We start from the raw sequence: 16,651 nt of genomic DNA, 5'->3' as shown, positions 1-16,651 counted from the left end.
CTTGTCCATCCAGTACGGCGAGCAGACCAGCCATGCCTACCAGCAGCAGGAGCTGGCGGCCCATTTCGCCCAGCGTTTCCAGCACCTGGCGCAGAACATCGAGCGTGTCATCCGAGGCAAGCACGAGGCCGTCGAACTCGCCCTGACCTGCCTGTTCGCCGAGGGGCACCTGCTCATCGAGGACGTGCCGGGCACCGGCAAGACGACGCTCGCCAGGAGCCTGGCCGCCAGTGTGGACGCCCTCTACCGCCGCATCCAGTTCACTCCCGACCTGCTGCCCAGCGACATCACCGGAGTGTCGATCTTCAACCAGGCGCACCAGAAGTTCGAGTTCCACCAGGGCCCGGTCTTCGCCAACATCGTGCTCGGCGACGAGATCAACCGGGCCTCGCCGAAGACGCAGGCGGCGCTGCTGGAGGTCATGGAGGAGCGCCGGGTGACGGTCGACGCCGAGCCGCATGCCGTACCCCGGCCGTTCCTGGTGGTCGCGACGCAGAACCCGGTCGACATGGACGGCACCTATCCGCTGCCCGAGGCGCAGCTCGACCGGTTCCTGATGAAGATCTCGGTCGGTTACCCCGATCACCAGCACGAGGTCGAGGTGCTCAAGGGCATGCCGTCGGGGCCGCCCGTGGAGCAGTTGCCGGTGGTGGCCAGGGCGGCCGACGTGGCCGGGATGATCGACTTCGCGACCCGGATCTTCGTGGCCGACCCGGTCTACGACTACATCGTGGCGATCGTGGCCGCGACCCGGCACAGCCCGCACACCAAGCTCGGCGCGAGCCCTCGCGCCAGCCTGGCGCTGCTGCGGGCGGCCAGGGTGAAGGCGGCCGCGGCGGGGCGCCACTTCGTCATCCCCGAGGACATCAAGGCGCTGGCGGTCCCGGTGATCGCCCATCGCCTCCTGCTGACCCCCGACGCGGAGCTGAACGACCGCACGGCTCCTGACGTGCTGGGGGAGATCCTCGCCGGGGTGCCGGTGCCGCAGGCGGCCTAGATGCTGACCCCGCTCGGCTGGGGCACGCTGGCCGCCTCCGCCCTCCTCTACACGCTGGCCGCGGCGCTCGGCTACCCCGAGTTGTCGGTCCTGGCCACCGGCGGCCTGCTCGCGCTGGCCGGGGCGCTGGTCTGGAGCGCGCCCAGGCCCCGGCTGGAGGTGCGCCGCGAGGTCACCCCGCTGAAGGTGCCGCGCGGGGAGGCGGCGGTGGCGGTGCTGCACGTGCGCAACGTGGGCAGGTTCGCGCTGAGCGGCCTGCGCGCCCACGACCGTTTCGGCGACGTCGAGCACGGCGTGGACCTGCCGCGCCTGCCGCGCAACACGCCCAAGGTGATCACTTATCCGCTGCCCACCGACCGGCGCGGCGAGATCCCGGTCGGGCCGCTGCGCCTGGTGCGCGCCGACCCGTTCGGCCTGACCAGGCGGGTGCGTGAGTACGGCACGGCGGCCACGCTGCTGGTGCGCCCCCGCACGGTCGCCCTGCCCGTCGCCCCCTCGGGCCGCGCCCACCACCTGGAGGGCCCGACCAGTGACAACGCCCCTGCGGGCACGGTCACCTTCCACACGCTGCGTGAATACGTCGTAGGCGACGACCTGCGGCACATCCACTGGCGGTCGAGCGCCCGCACCGGCACGCTGATGGTCCGCCAGCTCATCGACGCGAGCCTGCCGACGACCACCGTCGTGCTCGACACCCGCTCCCTGCAGGAGACGGCCGTCGACGTGGCGGCCTCGGTCGCGCTGGCGGCGGCGCGCGCGGGTTTCCCCGTGCGCCTGCTGACGGGCGAGGGACCGCTCGCCGAGACCAAGACCGACGCCGACCTGGTGCTGGACCGGCTCGCGCTGGTGACGGCGGGGGACAAGGCGGTGGCCGAGACCGTACGGCTGGCGCGCGGCGGAGGCTCGCTCGTGCTCGTCACCGCCGATCCCGCCGAGGCCGCGCGCCTGGCCGGGGTGCGCCGCCGTTTCGACCGGGTGATCTGCGTCGTCCTCGGCGCGGAGCGGGTGAGCGCGCCAGGCGTGACGACGATGCCGCTGACCTCCCTTGAGGAGCTGCCCGGCCTGTGGAGGCAGCGATGAGGACACCGCTGGGCCTGCTGGTCGTCACCCTGCTGTCGGCGGCGGCGGGATGGGCCTTCCATCGGGTCTTCCCCGCCCCCGACCTGCTCCTCGTGGTCGCGCCCGCCGCCGTGGTGCCGCCGCTCCTGGCGTTGCTGCTCAGGAGCCGCCCGCTGTGGTTGTCGCTGCTCGGCGGCGTGGTCCTGTGGTTCGCCGCGACGGTCCCGCTCTATCGCGCCCTGCCGCTCGGCCTGCCGGGCGACCTGGCCGACTCCTGGCAGGCGCTGCTGACCACGCTGCTGCCCGCCCAGCCGGAGCCCCGGCTGCTGGTGCTGGTGCACACCCTGGTCTGGGTAGCCTCCACGATCGCGGCCGAGATCCTCGTCCGCACCCGCGCCAGGCTCGTCCCGGCCGTCCCCGCTGTCGTCGTGTACGGCGTCGCGGTGCTGCTGGGCGTCGACGGCGAGGGCGAGAACCTGACGACGGGCGCGGCCCTGCTGGTGCTCTGCGCGCTGCTGGCCACGATCCGCGACGAGCGCCCGGTGAGCTGGCTCCTGGCCCTCATCCCGGTGATCGCGCTGGCCGCCTACGCGACCGGCCCGCTGCTGCCCATCGCCGCCGAGCCGTACAACCCCAGGACGCACGCCGAGTTGCCGCCGCCGAAACGCGTCGACGGCGTCAGCCCGCTCGACCGCGTCTCGGCCTGGCTCCAGGTGCCCACCAGGCCGCTGTTCACCGTCAAGGCCGACCGGCCGCAGAACTGGCGCCTGGCCGTGCTCGACAGGTACGACGGCGTGCGCTGGACCTCGGGCGCCCGCTTCCAGCCGACCGGTGGCAGGGTGCCGCAGGGCGAGTGGGGCGGGGCGACGGAGACGGTGCGCCAGGAGATCGTCTTCGACGGGCTGCCCGGCGCCTGGCTGCCCGCCGTGGAACGCCCCAGCGAGGTCGACGGGGTGCCCGGCCTGATCGTGGACCCGGACAGCGGGGCCCTGCTGGCCTCGGAGCAGCCCGCCAGGGGCTTCACCTACCGCGTCACCTCGCGCCTGGCCAAGCCGGGCAGGCAGGACCTGCTCGACGCCCGCCCGGCCGCCGAGCCCGAGCTGCTGCTGTTCCCGCCGGGGCCGCAGGAGCAGCTCTTCCGCCGGCTGGCCCAGCGCGCCACCGAGGGCGCCGACGCGCCCATCAAGCAGGCCTACCGGCTGCAGAAGTACCTCAGGGAGAACGCCAAGAACGACCTGACCGCGCCGCCGGGACACTCGCTCAAGGGCCTGGAGTTCTTCCTGGAGACCACCCATCGCGGCACCTCCGAGCAGTTCGCGTCGGTGTTCGCGCTGATGGCCAGGACGCTGGGACTGCCTTCGCGGGTGGTGGTCGGCTTCCGCCCCGGCGAGCTGCGCGACGGCAGGTTTCACGTGATGTCGGGAGACGTCGTCGCCTGGGCGGAGATCAAGTTCGAGGGCCTGGGCTGGCGCCCGTTCTACCCCACACCCGGCAAGAGCGGCGCCAAGGACGACCACGACGTGGTCTCCCAGGCGATCGAGGAGAGCCAGCAACTGGAGGGGGAGTTCACTCAGGGCACGACAGACAAGCCCAAGCAGAGCAAGGGCGGCGCCGACAGCACCGAGACCACGCCGGGAGACGGCGGCCCGTGGTGGGTGCCGGTCCCGGTCGCCCTGGCGGCGCTCTACGGGCTGGTCGCGCTGGCGCTGCCCCGGTGGCGCAGGCGGCGGCGCAGGGCCGCCGCCGACGCCGAGGGCAGGGTGCTCGGCGCCTGGCAGCAGACCTGCGACGACCTGGGCGTACGGCAGCAGCGCGCGCTGACGGCCGAGGAGGTCGTCGCCCGGCAGCCCGGCCAGATCTCCCGCCACCTCAAGCCGCTGGCGGACCTGTCGAACGTGGCGCGCTACGCTCCCGACGACATGGCGGGCGCGGCGGCCGACGAGGCCTGGCGTCACAGCGACGCGGTGCGCCGTGCCGTACGCAGGAGCACCCCGCTCAAGGCCCGGCTGAAACGTCGGCTGCTCCTGAAATGATGGCCGCGTGAGACAACGCACGGCAGCGCAGCTCCTGCATCGCCCCGACGGCCTGGGCGCCGGCGAGATCGTGCGCCACCTGCTGGCCGTCCAGGCGCAGGACCTCCCCTCGGCCCACCTGGCCTTCCGCGCCCGCTCGGCCACGGTGACGGTCGCCGACGTCGATCGGGCGGTGGAGCGCCGCGAGATCGTGCGCGCCTGGGGCCCGCGCGGCACCCTCCACTACATTCACCGTGACGACCTGCCCTGGCTGCTGTCCCTGACCACGACCCGCCGCGCCTCCACGATGCGGCGGCTGGGCCAGGAGGGCGTCACCGGCGACGACCTGCTGCCGCTCATCGAGCGCGCGCTCGAAGGCCAGGGCCCGCTGACCAAGGCCGAGCTGGAGACGCGGCTCGGCGGGCGGGCCACCGGTCAGGGCATCGTGCACCTCGTGGGCCTGGCCGCCTCCCACGGCCTGGCCGTGCACGGGCCGCCGCGCGACGGCAAGCCCACCTATGTGCACGCCGCCGACTGGCTGGGCGCGCCCATCGCCTTCGAGCCCGACCGCGACCGCGCGCTGGCCGAGCTGGGCGTGCGCTACCGCCGCGCCCACGTGCCCGCCGAGCCGCACGACCTGGCGGCCTGGGCGGGCCTGCCGCTGGGCCAGGCGCGCAAGGCGTGGCCGCCCTCCGGCGAGCCGGCGGAAGGCCCCGAGGTCCCCGTGCGCCTCGCGCCCGCCTTCGACGAATACCTGATGGGCTGGCGCGACCGCGACAGCATCCTGGCCCCGCAGCACGTCAAGCAGGTCTTCCCCGGCGGCGGCATGCTCCGCGCGGTGATCCTCGTCGGCGGCGTCATCCAGGGCACCTGGACCAGGTCGGGCGAGGTCAACGCCTTCACCGAGCTGCCGCCGCTCGACGACGAGCTGGCCGACGTGCGGCGCTTCCTCACAGGAAGCGCAGCATCCGCTCCTTGAGGTGACCCATGGGCGGGTAGGCCAGCCGCCAGGTGTCGGGGCTGAGCGGCTTGTCGAGCACGGCCTTGGCGTGGGTGAAGGTGTCGATCGAGTACTTCCCGTGGTAGGCGCCCTGCCCGCTGGCGCCGACCCCGCCGAACGGCAGGCCCGGCACGGCCAGGTGCGCGGCGGGCAGGCCGAAGCCCACCGAGCCCGACGAGGTCTCGGCCAGCAGCCTGCGGCGCGACTGCTCGGAATCGGTGAAGGCGTACAACGACAGCGGCTTGTCGCGCTCGTTGACGAACGCGATGGCCGAGCTCAGGTCGGGCACCGCGACGATCGGCAGCACCGGCCCGAAGATCTCCTCCCGCATGACCGGCGCGCCGGGATCGACCTCGGCCAGCACGGTCGGCGCGATGTAGCGGCTCCCCCTGTCGGCCTGGCCCCCGGTGACCACGCGGCCGTCGCGCAGGAAAGCGGCGACGCGGTCGAAGTGACGCTCGTTGACGATCCTGCCGTAGTCGGGGCTGGCCGCCGGGTCGGGACCGTACATCTCCCTGATGGCGCCCGCCAGGTGGGATTCCAGTCCGGTGGCGGCCTCGCCGACGGCCAGCAGGTAGTCGGGCGCGACGCAGGTCTGGCCGGCGTTGAGGAACTTGCCCCACACGATGCGCCGGGCCGCGACGGCCAGGTCGACGCCGGGCTCGACGATGCACGGGTTCTTGCCGCCCAGCTCCAGCGTCACCGGCGTCAGGTGCTTGGCGGCGGCGGTCATCACGATCACGCCGACGGGCGCGCTCCCGGTGAAGAAGATGTGGTCGAAACGCTGCTCCAGCAGCGCGGTGGTCTCCGGCACGCCGCCCTCGACGACCTTGACCGCCTCGGGGTCCAGGTACTTCGGCAGCAGGCGGGCCAGCGCCGCCGAGGTCTGCTCCGACAACTCGCTCGGCTTGACGACCGCGCAGTTGCCGCCCGCCAGCGCGCCGACCAGCGGCGCGAGCGTCAGCTGGACCGGGTAGTTCCACGCGCCGATGATCAGCGTCACGCCCAGCGGCTCGCGGACCACGCGGGCCTTGGCGGGCAGCATGAAGGCCGGCACGCCCGAGCGCTCGGGCCTGAGCCACGTGTTGAGGTTCCTGAGCGCGTGGCCGATCTCGTTGGCCACGAAGCCGGTCTCGGTCGTGGAGATCTCGGCGGCACTCTTGCCCAGATCGGCCCTGAGGGCGCGCTCCAGCGCCGCCGATTCCTGTTTGAGCAGCCGGTTCAGCGCCCTGAGCTGCTCCACGCGCCAGGTCACCGGCTTGGTGCGCCCGCGGTTGAAGGTGGTGCGCAGATCGGCGACCAGCACGTCGGCATTCACGACCAAGCCGTACCCGATGTCATGAAACGGGCGGCTTCGGATATGAGATCTTGGTGGTGTCGCGGGAAGGAATTGACGATACGGATGACCACCAGGCGGGGGCCGGTCGCGGCCGGGCTCATGCTGTCCATGGCGCTGGCCGCCATCGACGGCACGATCGTGGCCACCGCGGTGCCCTCGATCGTCCGCGACCTCGGCCAGTTCTCCCTCTTCCCGTGGGTCATCGCCGGCTACATGCTCGCCCAGGCCGTCTGCACGCCGATCTACGGCGGGCTCGCCGACCAGTTCGGGCGCAAACCCATGATCGCCACCGGGATGGTCATCTTCCTCGTCGGCTCCCTGCTGGCCGGCCTCGCCTGGAGCATGCCCGTCCTGATCGTCGCCCGGGTGGTCCAGGGCGTGGGCGCCGGAGCCATCCAGTCGATCGTCCAGACCATCGCCGCCGACCTCTACCCCCTGGAGGAGCGCGGCAAGATCAGCGGGCTGCTCTCCTCGGTGTGGGGCGTCAGCGCCCTCGTCGGCCCCGCCGTCGGGGGCGTGCTGGCCGAACTGGCCTCCTGGCGCTGGATCTTCCTGGCCAACCTGCCCGTCGGCGCCGCCGCCATCGCCGCGATCGTCGTCTTCCTCACCGAGGACTTCGAACGCCGCCCCGCCCGCATCGACGTCACCGGAGCCCTGCTGCTGGCCGCCGGGGTGGTCGCGCTCATGCTCGGGCTGCAGGACGGCGCCTGGTGGCTGGTCGCGGCGGGCGTGGCCGTCCTGGCCGGGTTCGGCTGGTGGGAACGGCACGCCAAGGAACCGCTCATCCCGCTCTGGGTCTGGCGCGACAGGGGCCTGCTCGGCTCCTTCCTCGGCAGCGCCGTCGTCGGCATGGTGCTCGTCGGGCCCACCATCTACCTGCCGACCTACGCGCAGGGCGTGCTCGGCGCCGGCGTCATCGCCGCCGGCTTCGCGCTGGCCGTGCAGTCGATCGGCTGGCCGATCTCGGTGGCCCTGTCGAGCAGGCTCTACATGCGCATCGGCTTCCGCGACACCGCCTTGTGCGGGCTGGCGCTGATCCTCATCTCCGCGATCATGTTCGTCTTCATGCGGCCCAGCGTGCTCTACGCCGGCGTGTGCTCCTTCGTCAACGGCGCGGGGCTCGGCCTGCTGTCGGTCTCGATGCTGCTCGGCGCGCAGAACCAGGTCGGCTGGGAACGGCGCGGCGTCGTCACCGGCAGCGTGATCTTCTTCCGCATCGGCGGCGGCGCGCTCGGCACCGCCGTCCTGGCCGGCGTCGCCAACTCCACCCTGGCCGGCCACGGCTCGGTCGACGAGGCCGCCCGCGCGCTGCAACGCGGCGGCGAGGGCCTGGAGCAGGTACGGCAGGCGCTGGCCGAGGCGGTGCACAACGTCTTCTTGGGCATGCTCGTGATCGTGCTGCTCGGCGTGATGGCGGTGCTCGTCCTGCCCAGGCGGGTGCCCGGGCGGTGAGGCGTCACTGCGGGATGGCGCCCCTGATGCAGGCCGGCTTGGACCAGGCGACCTTGCTCTCCTCGGAGATCTGCAGCGCCACGCCCACCTGGAAGCAGTAGCCCACGTCCTTGGTCAGGCCCGACAGCCGGGTGCTCGTGGCGCCCTGCTCCAGCGCGGTCAGCGCGGGACCGTCCTCGGCGGGAGCGCGCTGCACCACGACGGGGTAGGAGCGGGCGTTGGCCGGCAGCGTCCACCTGAGCTGGACCGCCACGCCGTTGTCGGCGACGACCGCCACCCGGCGGGGGCGCAGGGCGTCGAGGGCCTTGGCGTCGACCGTCGGGTCCGGCTTCGTGGTCGCGGCGGGCGTGGTGGGGGCGGTCTGGTGCTGCCTGGGCGGGGCCTCGGGGTCTCGGGTGAGGAGGAAGGCCAGGGCCGCGCCGCCGACGACCGTGACGGTCAGGGTGGCGCCGATGATCACCTTCAGTCTGGAGCCGGGAGCGCTCGGGCTGCCGGCGGCCGCCCTGCTCAGGGAGGAACGCGGGGGCACGGTCGGCGGGACCGGGGCGTGCGGCAGGGGAGCACGGATGGGATCGAGGACCGGGGCAGGAGCGGGCGCGGGACCCTGGGCCGCCGGGCTCGCCGACACCGGAGGGCTCACCGGGGCCGGGAAGGGCGCGGGGGCGGCGGGCGCTGCGGGGGGCGGGCTGGACGTGCCGCGTGCCTGGGACGCCTCCGGGGACCACGCCGAGGCCGCCCCGAAGGAACGCGGCGGCGCGCCCGGCACCGGACCGCCCAACGGTTCGGGCGCCGGTTCGGGCGCCGGTTCGGGCGCCGGGGCAGGGGCGGCCGGGCGGGGGACGGTGGCGCTGCCCGGCATGGGCTCGGACCCGATGAGGTCCGTCACCGGCAGCCCCAGCTCCGCCTGGACCTCCTGCAGCCGCCGCGCGAACGCGCGCGCCGTGCCGTACCTCTCGTGCGGCTTCTTGGCCATCGCCCGCACCACCGCCTGCACGGCCGCCGCGGGCACGTCGGCCCTGGCGATCGGCGGCGGCTCGTTGCTGAGCACCCTGAACATCAGCGGCGCGATCGACCCGTCCGTCGGGTTGTGGAAGGCGGGCTGCCCGGCGAGCAGGTGGTAGAGGGTCGAGCCGAGGGAGTACAGGTCGGTGGAGGCGGTGTGCGGCTGCCCGCTGAGCACCTCGGGCGCGGCGTGCAGCGGCGTGAAGGCGTTGCCCGACGCGGTGACCTCGGAGGAGTCGACGACCCTGGCGACGCCGAAGTCCGCGATCGCCGGCTCGCCGTAGCGCGAGATGAGGATGTTCTGCGGCTTGATGTCGCCGTGGAGCACGCCCGCCTCGTGCACGGCGGCCAGCGCCCCGGCCAGCTTCACCCCGGCCCGCAGCACGTCGGCGACCGGTAACGCGCCCTCGCGTGAGACCCGGTCGCGCAGCGAGCCGTTCTCGAAGTAGTCCATCGCGATGTACGGCTTGCCCGAGCGGGTCATGCCGGTGTCGAAGACCGTGACGACGTTCGGGTGGCCGGTCAGCCGTCCCGTGAGCTGCAGCTCGCGCTGGAACCTGCGCATGGTGCGCTGGTCGACCCGGTCGACCGACAGCACTTTGAGCGCGACGACCCGGTCGAGGCTCTCCTGGTAGGCCCGGTAGACGACGGCGAATCCGCCGCGCCCGGCCTCGTCGAGCACCCGGTATCCGGGCGCGTGGTCGACTGGCTGCACTCGATGTTCCCCCTGTGCTCCCCCTGCCCCTGGGGGATTTTAGTGGGAAACGAGGGGGCATAGGTGTTTTTGGGATCTGACCAGCGGTTATTCGGGGGGATAACTCATGCGCAAGACGTTCGTGCTGTCGCTGGCCGTCGCCGGGCTCCTGTCCGCGGCGTGCACGGCCGGGCAGCAGCAGGGGATCGAGGCCAGGGCCAGTCAGGGGGCCAGCGCTCTGCCGTCGGCCCTCGACAGCCTCACCGCCAGGGCCTCCGAGCTCAGGTCGCAGGGCGCCGACGTGGCCGCCTCCGCGTCGGCCCGTGCCTCCGAACTGCGCGCGTCGGCCACCGCCGCGGCCAGTCAGGCGGTCGAGAACCTGAAGATCAAGCTCACCGAGAGCCGCGACCAGGCCCAGCAGGAGCTGCAGCGCCTGCGCCAGTCAGGCGTCTACGACCCGGACAAGGTGGAGTACTCCGACGACCCGGTCACCGCGCTCAAGCAGCTCAAGGAGCGCCTGGAGCAGGGTCTGGTCGACCTTCAGGGCAACCTCACGGAGAAGGGACGCCAAGTGCTGGGAGGATCATGAGCCAGGCGCCCGCCGCGACGGAGGCGGTGGAGACCAGCAGGAAGAAGAAGACGTAGAAGGCGCCCGGCAGGATCGTCAGCCGGGCGAGCTGGTCGGCGTCGGAGTCGGGCGCCTGCCTGCGGCGTCGTTTGCGCTGCAGCTCGATGATCGGCCGCACCCCGCCGAACAGCAGGAACCAGACGGCCAGGTGCGCCGCGAACTGCTGGCCGTTCTCGGGGAGGTAGGTCGCCAGGGCGAAGACCGCGCCCCCGGTCACCAGCAGGATCAGCCCGCCGTACAGGTTCCTGATCAGCAGCAGCATGCAGAACAGGAACAGCAGGATCGCCCAGAACAGCAGGGTGATCCTGCCGTCGGCGACGAGCCAGGCGGCGGCCAGGCCGAGCAGCGACGGTGCGACGTAGCCGGCCAGGGCGGTCAGGACCATGCCGGGGCCGTTGGGCCTGCCCCTGGTCAGGGTGACGCCCGAGGTGTCGGAGTGCAGCCTGATGCCCTGCAGCTTGCGCCGCGTCAGAAGGGCCGCCAGGGCGTGACCGCCCTCGTGGGCGATCGTGATCAGCCCGCGCGACAGCGGCCAGGTGATCCGCAGGCCCACGATCAGCAGCGCGGCCAGGGCCGCGACGAGCCCGACCCAGGCGGCGGGCGGGTCTTGTGTCGCGGTGAGGTGGCCCCAGAGCTCGTCCATCGAGAAATGACCTTATCCCGGTAAAGTCCGTGTCGTGGCCCTAGAACATGATTCTGATGTGCCGGCCTGGTGGCGTTCGCTCGGCCTGCCGGGACTGATCGACCTGCACACCCATTTCCTCCCCGAGCGGATGGAACGCCGCGTCTGGCATCACTTCCACCATGGCGGACCGCTCATGGGGAACGGCTGGAAGGTGACATACCAGTGGCCGGTCGAGGAGCGGGTCGCGCTGCTGCGCTCGATGGGGGTGCGCCACTTCACCGCCCTGCCGTACGCCCACAAGCCCGGCATGGCCGCCGACCTCAACGCCTGGAGCCTCGCCTTCGCCCGTGAGGTGCCGGAGTGCCTGCCGTCGGCGACTTTCTATCCCGAGCCGGGCGTGCTGTCCTATGTACGGCAGGCGCTCGACGAGGGCGCGCGCGTCTGGAAGATCCATCTGCAGGTGGGCGCCTTCGACCCCGCCCTGCCCGAGCTCGACCCCGTCTGGGGGCTCCTGTCCGACCTCGGCCATCCGGTGGTCGTGCACGCCAGCTCGGTGCCGGTGCCGGGGGGATTCGTCGGCCTGTCGCCCATCGCCGCCGTCCTGGAGCGGCACCCCCGCCTGCGCGTGGTCATCGCCCATCTCGGCATGCCCGAGTACGCCGAGTTCTTCGACCTCGCCGGGCGCTTCGACCGGGTCGCCCTCGACACGACCATGGCCTTCACCGACTTCGCCCAGCTCGGCATGCCCTTCCCGGCCGCGCTCCGCCCGCGACTGCTTGAGCTCGGCCTGGCGGGGAAGGTGGTGCTCGGCAGCGATTTCCCGAACATTCCTCACCCGTATGCCCACCAGTTGCACGCCCTTGACCGGCTCGACCTCGGAGAGGCTTGGGTGAGGGCCGTGTGCTGGGACAATGGTGCGGACATGATCTGATAGGAACGTGAACGACCGGCATGTGGCGCTCGTACGCGCTTTCTTCGACGCACTCAGCCGTGGCGACCTCGACGCCATGGCAGCCCTGTACCACCCCGAGGTCAGCTTCGGCGACCCGATCTTCCAGGAGGTCGAGGGGCGCGACAAGGTGATGGCGATGTGGCGGCTCCAGCTCGGGGGCCGCGGCGGGCTGCGCGCCGAGTTCGACGACGTGACGGCCGACGACCGCTCCGCCACCGCGCGCTGGCGTGCCCACTACACCTTCACCGGCACCGGCCGCGAGGTCGACAACCCCATCGAGACCTTCTTCCGCTTCGAGGACGAGCAGATCATCCGCCACCACGACGACTTCGACTTCAAGCACTGGTCGCGCAGCGCCCTGGGCAAGCCGGCGGGGCTGATCCTCGGCTGGACCCCCGGCTTCCGCAAGACCATCCGTGACAGGGCCAGGCAGGCTCTGGAGGAGGTGGCATGGCAAGGGTGAGCCGCTTCCTCCGTGGCAGCCAGCGCGAGCAGGCCCCCGAGGAGTCGATGGACCCCCGCGGCGAGGAGGACGAGCTCCCGTACCGCCCCAGCGTGATCGACAACGCCCTCTACGTCGACGGCTACCGCATCGACACGCCCGGCTCCCTCGCCGACGCCTTCGCCGCGCTCAAGAACACCCCCGGCAGCATGGCCTGGATCGGCCTCTACCGCCCCAAGGACTGGGAGCTGGCCAAGGTCGCCGAGGAGTTCGACCTGCACGAGCTGGCGCTCGAAGACGCCATCGTGGGCCACCAGCGGCCCAAGGCCGACCGCTACGGCGACACCCTCTTCGTCGTGCTGCGCGCCGCCCGCTACATCGACGAGGAGGAGGAGGTCGCGTTCGGCGAGGTCCACGCCTTCGTCGGCCCCAACTACGTGATCACCGTACGGCACGCCGAGTCGCCCGACCTCGGCGTGGTCCGCCGCCGCATGGAGTCCGACCCCGAGCTGCTGCGACAGGGCGCCCAGGCGGTGCTGTACGCCATCCTCGACGCCGTCGTCGACGGCTACGCGCCCGTCGTCGCCGGTCTGCAGAAGGACATCGACGAGATCGAGGTCCAGGTGTTCGGCGGCGACCCCGCGGTCTCCCGGCGCGTGTACGAGCTGTCGCAGGAGGTCATCGAGTTCCAGCGGGCCACCCGCCCCCTGGTCCCCATGATCGAGGGACTCATCGCGGGCGCGGGCAAGTACGGCGCGGAAGAAGACCTGCGCTCCTACCTGCGCGACGTGAGCGACCACGCGATCACCGTCTCCGAGCGCGTGGCCGACTTCCGCCAGAACCTCAACGACATCCTCACCGTCAACGCCACCCTCGTCACCCAGGCGCAGAACGCCGAGATGGCCAAGATGACCGAGGCCAGCATCTCGCAGGGCGAGGAGGTCAAGAAGATCTCCGCCTGGGCGGCCATCCTCTTCGCGCCGACCCTCGTCGGCACCATCTACGGCATGAACTTCGACTTCATGCCCGAGACCCACTGGGTCCTGGGCTATCCCTTCGCGGTCATGCTCATGGGGGCCGTCTGCGTGATCCTCTACTTCGTCTTCAAACGCCGCGACTGGCTCTGACCACCCTCCCAGGAGGTCCACAACCGCTCGTAGACGCCGCCCGCCGTGACCAGTTCGTCGTGGGTGCCCACCTCCACCAGGCGGCCCGCGTCCATCACCGCGACCCGGTCGGCGTCGCGGGCGGTGTGCAGGCGGTGGGCGATGGCGATGACGGTCCTGCCCTCCAGCACCGCGGCGAGCGCCTGCTCGGCGCGCCGTGCCGTACCGGGGTCGAGCAGGGCGGTCGCCTCGTCGAGGATCACCGTGTGCGGGTCGGCCAGCACGACGCGGGCCAGCGCCAGCTGCTGCAGCCTGGCCCCCTCCAGCGGGCCCGCCTGCGCGTCGAGCGACTCCACCCAGTCGGCCCCGACGGTCGCCAGCGCCTTGTCCAGGCGGGCGTCGTCGGCCGCCGGGTCGGCCAGCAGCAGGTTGTCGCGGATGCTGCCCAGGAACAGGTGCTGCTCCTGAGTGACCAGGACGACCTGCTCGCGCAGCACGTCGGGCGGCAGGTCCGCCACCGGCACCGAGCCGACCGTGACCGTGCCCAGGCGGGGGCGGTCGATACCCGCCAGGAGCTTGCCCAGCGTGGTCTTGCCCGCGCCTGAAGGGCCCACGATCGCCAGGTGCTCGCCCGGCCGTACCGTCAGGTCCACCCCGGCCACCACGTCGTCGCCGTCGTAGGCGTAGTGCGCGTCGCGCACGACGATCCGGTCGTCCTGCGGCAGCCGCGCGCCGACCGTCGCGGGTGAGCGTACGGCCACGCCCTCGACGCGGGCGAACGCGGCGCCGCTGCTCTGCAGCTGCTCCATCCAGATGAGGATCGTCTCCAGCGGCTGGCTGAGCTGGAGCAGGTAGAGCGCGCACGACACGACCGCGCCCAGGCTCACCTGCCCGCCCGACAGCAGCAGCCCGCCCAGGAGCAGGACCAGCACCACCGGGAGCACCTGCGACACGTCCACCGCGGGGAAGAGCACGTTGCGCAGGAACAGCGTGCGGTGCTGGGTACGCCTGCTGTGCTCCACCGCCTGCGCGGCGCCGGCGGCCCGCCGCTCCTGCAGGCCGAGCGCCTCGATCGTGCGGGCGCCCGCGGCGTTGGCCGCCAGCTGCTCGGCCAGGGCCGATCGGGCGGCGCCCTCCTCCAGATAGGCGGCTCTGGCCCGGCGCAGATACCAGCGCGAGGCCAGCACCATCCCGGCCATCCCCGCCAGGCCGCAGGCGCCCAGCAGGGGGTTGACGAGGAAGACCGCCGCCACCAGGAAGAGCGCCTGCAACGACGAGACGAGCACGGCCGGGGCGGCGTCGCGCAGCGTCCGTCCGACCAGGGCCACGTCGGCGGTGCCGCGGGCCGCCAGGTCGCCGGTGCGCACGTGCTCCACGGTCGCGTACGGCAGGGCGAGCACGCGGTCGAGGAACTGCCCGCGCACCCGCTCCTGCACCCGCTCGCTGAAGCGGGTGCCCGCCAGCTCGGCCCAGCGCGACAGCAGCAGCCGGGCCAGCGCCGCCGCCACGATGCAGGCCGCCAGCGCGTCGACAGGCTGCCCGGCGCGCACGTGGTCGACGATCCGGCCCAGCAGCCACGGGCTGACCAGCGCCGCCCCGGCCGCCAGGGCGTTGAGCACCAGCGTGGTGAGGAAGCCGCGCAGGTCCTGCCTGACCAGGCGCACCGCTGCGCGCCTGACCTGCTCGCGCCCGGCGACGGGCAGGCTCTCGCTCATGCCAGCACCGCCCGGTAGGCGGGGCTGGAGCCGAGCAGGTCGTCGTGGGTGCCGGTCTCGGCCACACGCCCGTCGCGCAGCAGGCACACGGTGTCGGCCTGGGCGAGCAGGAGCCGGGAGGTGGTGGCGACGACCGTGGTGCGTCCGGCGCGTGCCGTACGGAGCCTTTCTGCCACCAGGGCCTCGGTGGTGGCGTCCAGCGCGGAGGTGGGCTCGGCGGCCAGCAGGACGTCGGGGCCGGACAGCAGCGCCCGCGCCAGCCGTACACGCTGGCGCTGGCCTCCCGACAGGTTGCGCCCGCCCGCCTCGATCACCGAGTCGAGCCCGTGGTGGGCGACGTCCTGCGCGGCGGCGGCGTGCAGGGCCGCGCGCAGGCTCTCGTCGTCGTGATCGTCACGGCCGCTGAGCACCTCGCGCAACGTTCCCGTGAAGATGGCGGCGTCGTGGTCGGCGACCAGGACGCGGGCGCGCACCCCGGCGATGTCGCCGACCGGCGTGCCGTCCCAGGTGGCGGCGGGCTCGAACCCGCCGAGGCGTTCCAGCACCGCGGCCGACTCCTCGGGACGGGCGCTGACCAGGCCGGTCAACCGTCCCGGCGCGACCCGCAGGCCCGAGAGCGGGTCGTGCAGGGAGGCGGGCTGCGCCGGGGCGGGCGCGGTGCCCGGCGCGGCCGGTTCGAGGGCGAGGAAACGGGTCACCTGGCGGGCGGACACCAGGCCGTGGGAGATCTGGTAGCCGCCCTCGATGAAGAACGACAGCGGGACGATCAGCATGGCGATGTAGCCGTAGACGGCGACCAGCTCGCCGACGGTGATCGTGCCCTCGGCGGCGAGCCTGGCCGCCATCCAGGTGACCGCCGCCAGGAACAGCGCGGGGAGCCCGGTGCCCAGCGCGCTGATCCAGCTGGTCAGCGCCGCCACTCGGTAGCCCTGCTCGCGCAGCCCAGCCGAGTCGTGACGGAAACGTTCCGCGTAGGCCTGCTTGCCGCCGAAGGCGTTGAGCACGCGCAGCCCCTCGATCACGTCGACCAGGCGGCCGGCCAGCGCGCCCTGGCTGTCGCGGTAGTCGCCCTGCACCCGCAGGTGCCCCCTGAGCAGCGGGCCGACGGTGACGACCAGCACCGGCACCCCGACCAGCACCACCACGGCCAGCGGCACCGAGACCTGCAGGAGCAGGATCGCCACGACCACGCAGCTGATCACCGCGCCGACGCCGGGACCGGTGACGGTCAGCGACGCCGCGATGGTGATGACGTCGCCGATCCCGATCGTCACGACCTCCCCGGCCGACAGCCGTCCCGGCAACGTGGCCCCCAGGCGGTTCACCTGCTCGACCAGGCGGCCGACGGTGCGGAAGTTGGCGTCCATCCGGATCTTCGTCATCGTGCGGTGCCGCATGCCCGCCAGCCAGGCGGTGGCCACGCCGGTGGCCAGCAGCGCCCCGGTCCACGCGGTCAGCGCGCTCGCGTCGCCCGCGGCCAGGCCGTCGTCGATGGCCCGCGAGAGGAGGTACGGAGGGAGGGTCAGCCCGACCATCCAGAGCGAGCCCAGTGTCGCCCCGAGCGCGACACGGCCCTTCTGGGACCAGGCCAGCCAGCACAGATACCGGAAGGCCGCCTTCATGCGGAT

Annotated in this window: 14 protein-coding genes; 9 read left to right on the top strand and 5 right to left on the bottom strand. The window is 72.7% G+C overall.

Annotated features, from left to right (window positions below; translation table 11 throughout):
- Position 1: 1 nt before the first annotated feature.
- The 4 genes from ACIBH1_RS22480 to ACIBH1_RS22465 are packed head-to-tail and all read left to right on the top strand — an operon-like array spanning position 2 to position 5,047.
- Positions 2-997 carry an AAA family ATPase gene (locus ACIBH1_RS22480; protein WP_397315790.1) on the top strand — a complete coding sequence of 332 codons (996 nt, stop codon included), beginning with the start codon at positions 2-4 and terminating at the stop codon, positions 995-997.
- Positions 998-2,077, top strand: coding sequence for a DUF58 domain-containing protein (locus ACIBH1_RS22475; protein WP_397315789.1), 1,080 nt, complete (start codon positions 998-1,000; stop codon positions 2,075-2,077).
- Positions 2,074-4,089, top strand: coding sequence for a DUF3488 and transglutaminase-like domain-containing protein (locus tag ACIBH1_RS22470; RefSeq protein WP_397315787.1), 2,016 nt, complete (start codon positions 2,074-2,076; stop codon positions 4,087-4,089). The genes ACIBH1_RS22475 and ACIBH1_RS22470 overlap by 4 nt, the downstream gene beginning before the upstream one ends.
- 7 nt (positions 4,090-4,096) lie before the next feature.
- Positions 4,097-5,047 carry a winged helix DNA-binding domain-containing protein gene (locus ACIBH1_RS22465; protein ID WP_397315786.1) on the top strand — a complete coding sequence of 317 codons (951 nt, stop codon included), beginning with the start codon at positions 4,097-4,099 and terminating at the stop codon, positions 5,045-5,047.
- Here the strand turns inward: ACIBH1_RS22465 and ACIBH1_RS22460 are convergent.
- Positions 5,019-6,392, bottom strand: coding sequence for an aldehyde dehydrogenase family protein (locus ACIBH1_RS22460; RefSeq protein ID WP_397315785.1), 1,374 nt, complete (start codon positions 6,390-6,392; stop codon positions 5,019-5,021). The genes ACIBH1_RS22465 and ACIBH1_RS22460 overlap by 29 nt on opposite strands.
- Positions 6,393-6,470: 78 nt before the next feature.
- Between ACIBH1_RS22460 and ACIBH1_RS22455 the strand changes: the two genes are divergently transcribed.
- Positions 6,471-7,859, top strand: a complete 1,389-nt coding sequence (locus ACIBH1_RS22455; RefSeq protein ID WP_397315784.1) for an MFS transporter — start codon at positions 6,471-6,473, stop codon at positions 7,857-7,859.
- 4 nt (positions 7,860-7,863) lie between these two features.
- Here the strand turns inward: ACIBH1_RS22455 and ACIBH1_RS22450 are convergent, their stop codons facing one another.
- Entirely contained in the window at positions 7,864-9,576 is a 1,713-nt protein-coding gene (locus tag ACIBH1_RS22450) for a serine/threonine-protein kinase (RefSeq protein WP_397315783.1), read from the bottom strand.
- Positions 9,577-9,682: 106 nt separating this feature from the next.
- Here ACIBH1_RS22450 and ACIBH1_RS22445 point away from each other — a divergent pair, with 106 nt between their 5' ends.
- Positions 9,683-10,144: a hypothetical protein gene (locus tag ACIBH1_RS22445; RefSeq protein ID WP_397315782.1), complete on the top strand. Its 462-nt coding sequence runs from the start codon at positions 9,683-9,685 to the stop codon at positions 10,142-10,144.
- Here the strand turns inward: ACIBH1_RS22445 and ACIBH1_RS22440 are convergent.
- Positions 10,107-10,826, bottom strand: a complete 720-nt coding sequence (locus ACIBH1_RS22440; RefSeq protein ID WP_397315781.1) for a M50 family metallopeptidase — start codon at positions 10,824-10,826, stop codon at positions 10,107-10,109. The two genes, ACIBH1_RS22445 and ACIBH1_RS22440, sit on opposite strands and share 38 nt — an antisense overlap.
- Positions 10,827-10,884: 58 nt before the next feature.
- Here ACIBH1_RS22440 and ACIBH1_RS22435 point away from each other — a divergent pair, with 58 nt between their 5' ends.
- From ACIBH1_RS22435 to ACIBH1_RS22425, 3 genes are read left to right on the top strand one after another with little or no spacing between them, the layout of a single operon-like run.
- Complete coding sequence (locus tag ACIBH1_RS22435) at positions 10,885-11,739, top strand: amidohydrolase family protein (RefSeq protein ID WP_397315780.1); 855 nt, start codon at positions 10,885-10,887, stop codon at positions 11,737-11,739.
- A 7-nt stretch (positions 11,740-11,746) separates the two neighbouring features.
- Positions 11,747-12,223: a nuclear transport factor 2 family protein gene (locus ACIBH1_RS22430; protein ID WP_397315779.1), complete on the top strand. Its 477-nt coding sequence runs from the start codon at positions 11,747-11,749 to the stop codon at positions 12,221-12,223.
- Positions 12,211-13,329 (top strand): magnesium and cobalt transport protein CorA, encoded by a 1,119-nt coding sequence (locus ACIBH1_RS22425; RefSeq protein ID WP_397315778.1) that lies wholly within the window; start codon positions 12,211-12,213, stop codon positions 13,327-13,329. Before ACIBH1_RS22430 ends, ACIBH1_RS22425 begins: the two co-directional genes overlap by 13 nt.
- On the opposite strand, the gene ACIBH1_RS22420 is transcribed toward ACIBH1_RS22425, so the two are convergent.
- Positions 13,296-15,023 carry an ABC transporter ATP-binding protein gene (locus ACIBH1_RS22420; protein ID WP_397315777.1) on the bottom strand — a complete coding sequence of 576 codons (1,728 nt, stop codon included), beginning with the start codon at positions 15,021-15,023 and terminating at the stop codon, positions 13,296-13,298. The two genes, ACIBH1_RS22425 and ACIBH1_RS22420, sit on opposite strands and share 34 nt — an antisense overlap.
- Positions 15,020-16,645, bottom strand: coding sequence for an ABC transporter transmembrane domain-containing protein (locus ACIBH1_RS22415; protein WP_397315776.1), 1,626 nt, complete (start codon positions 16,643-16,645; stop codon positions 15,020-15,022). The genes ACIBH1_RS22420 and ACIBH1_RS22415 overlap by 4 nt, the downstream gene beginning before the upstream one ends.
- Between the last annotated feature and the right edge of the window lie 6 nt (positions 16,646-16,651).

This window comes from Nonomuraea sp. NPDC050663 (assembly GCF_044456985.1).
Classification (GTDB): Bacteria; Actinomycetota; Actinomycetes; order Streptosporangiales; family Streptosporangiaceae; genus Nonomuraea.
This window is presented reverse-complemented; position numbering and strand designations above follow the sequence as displayed.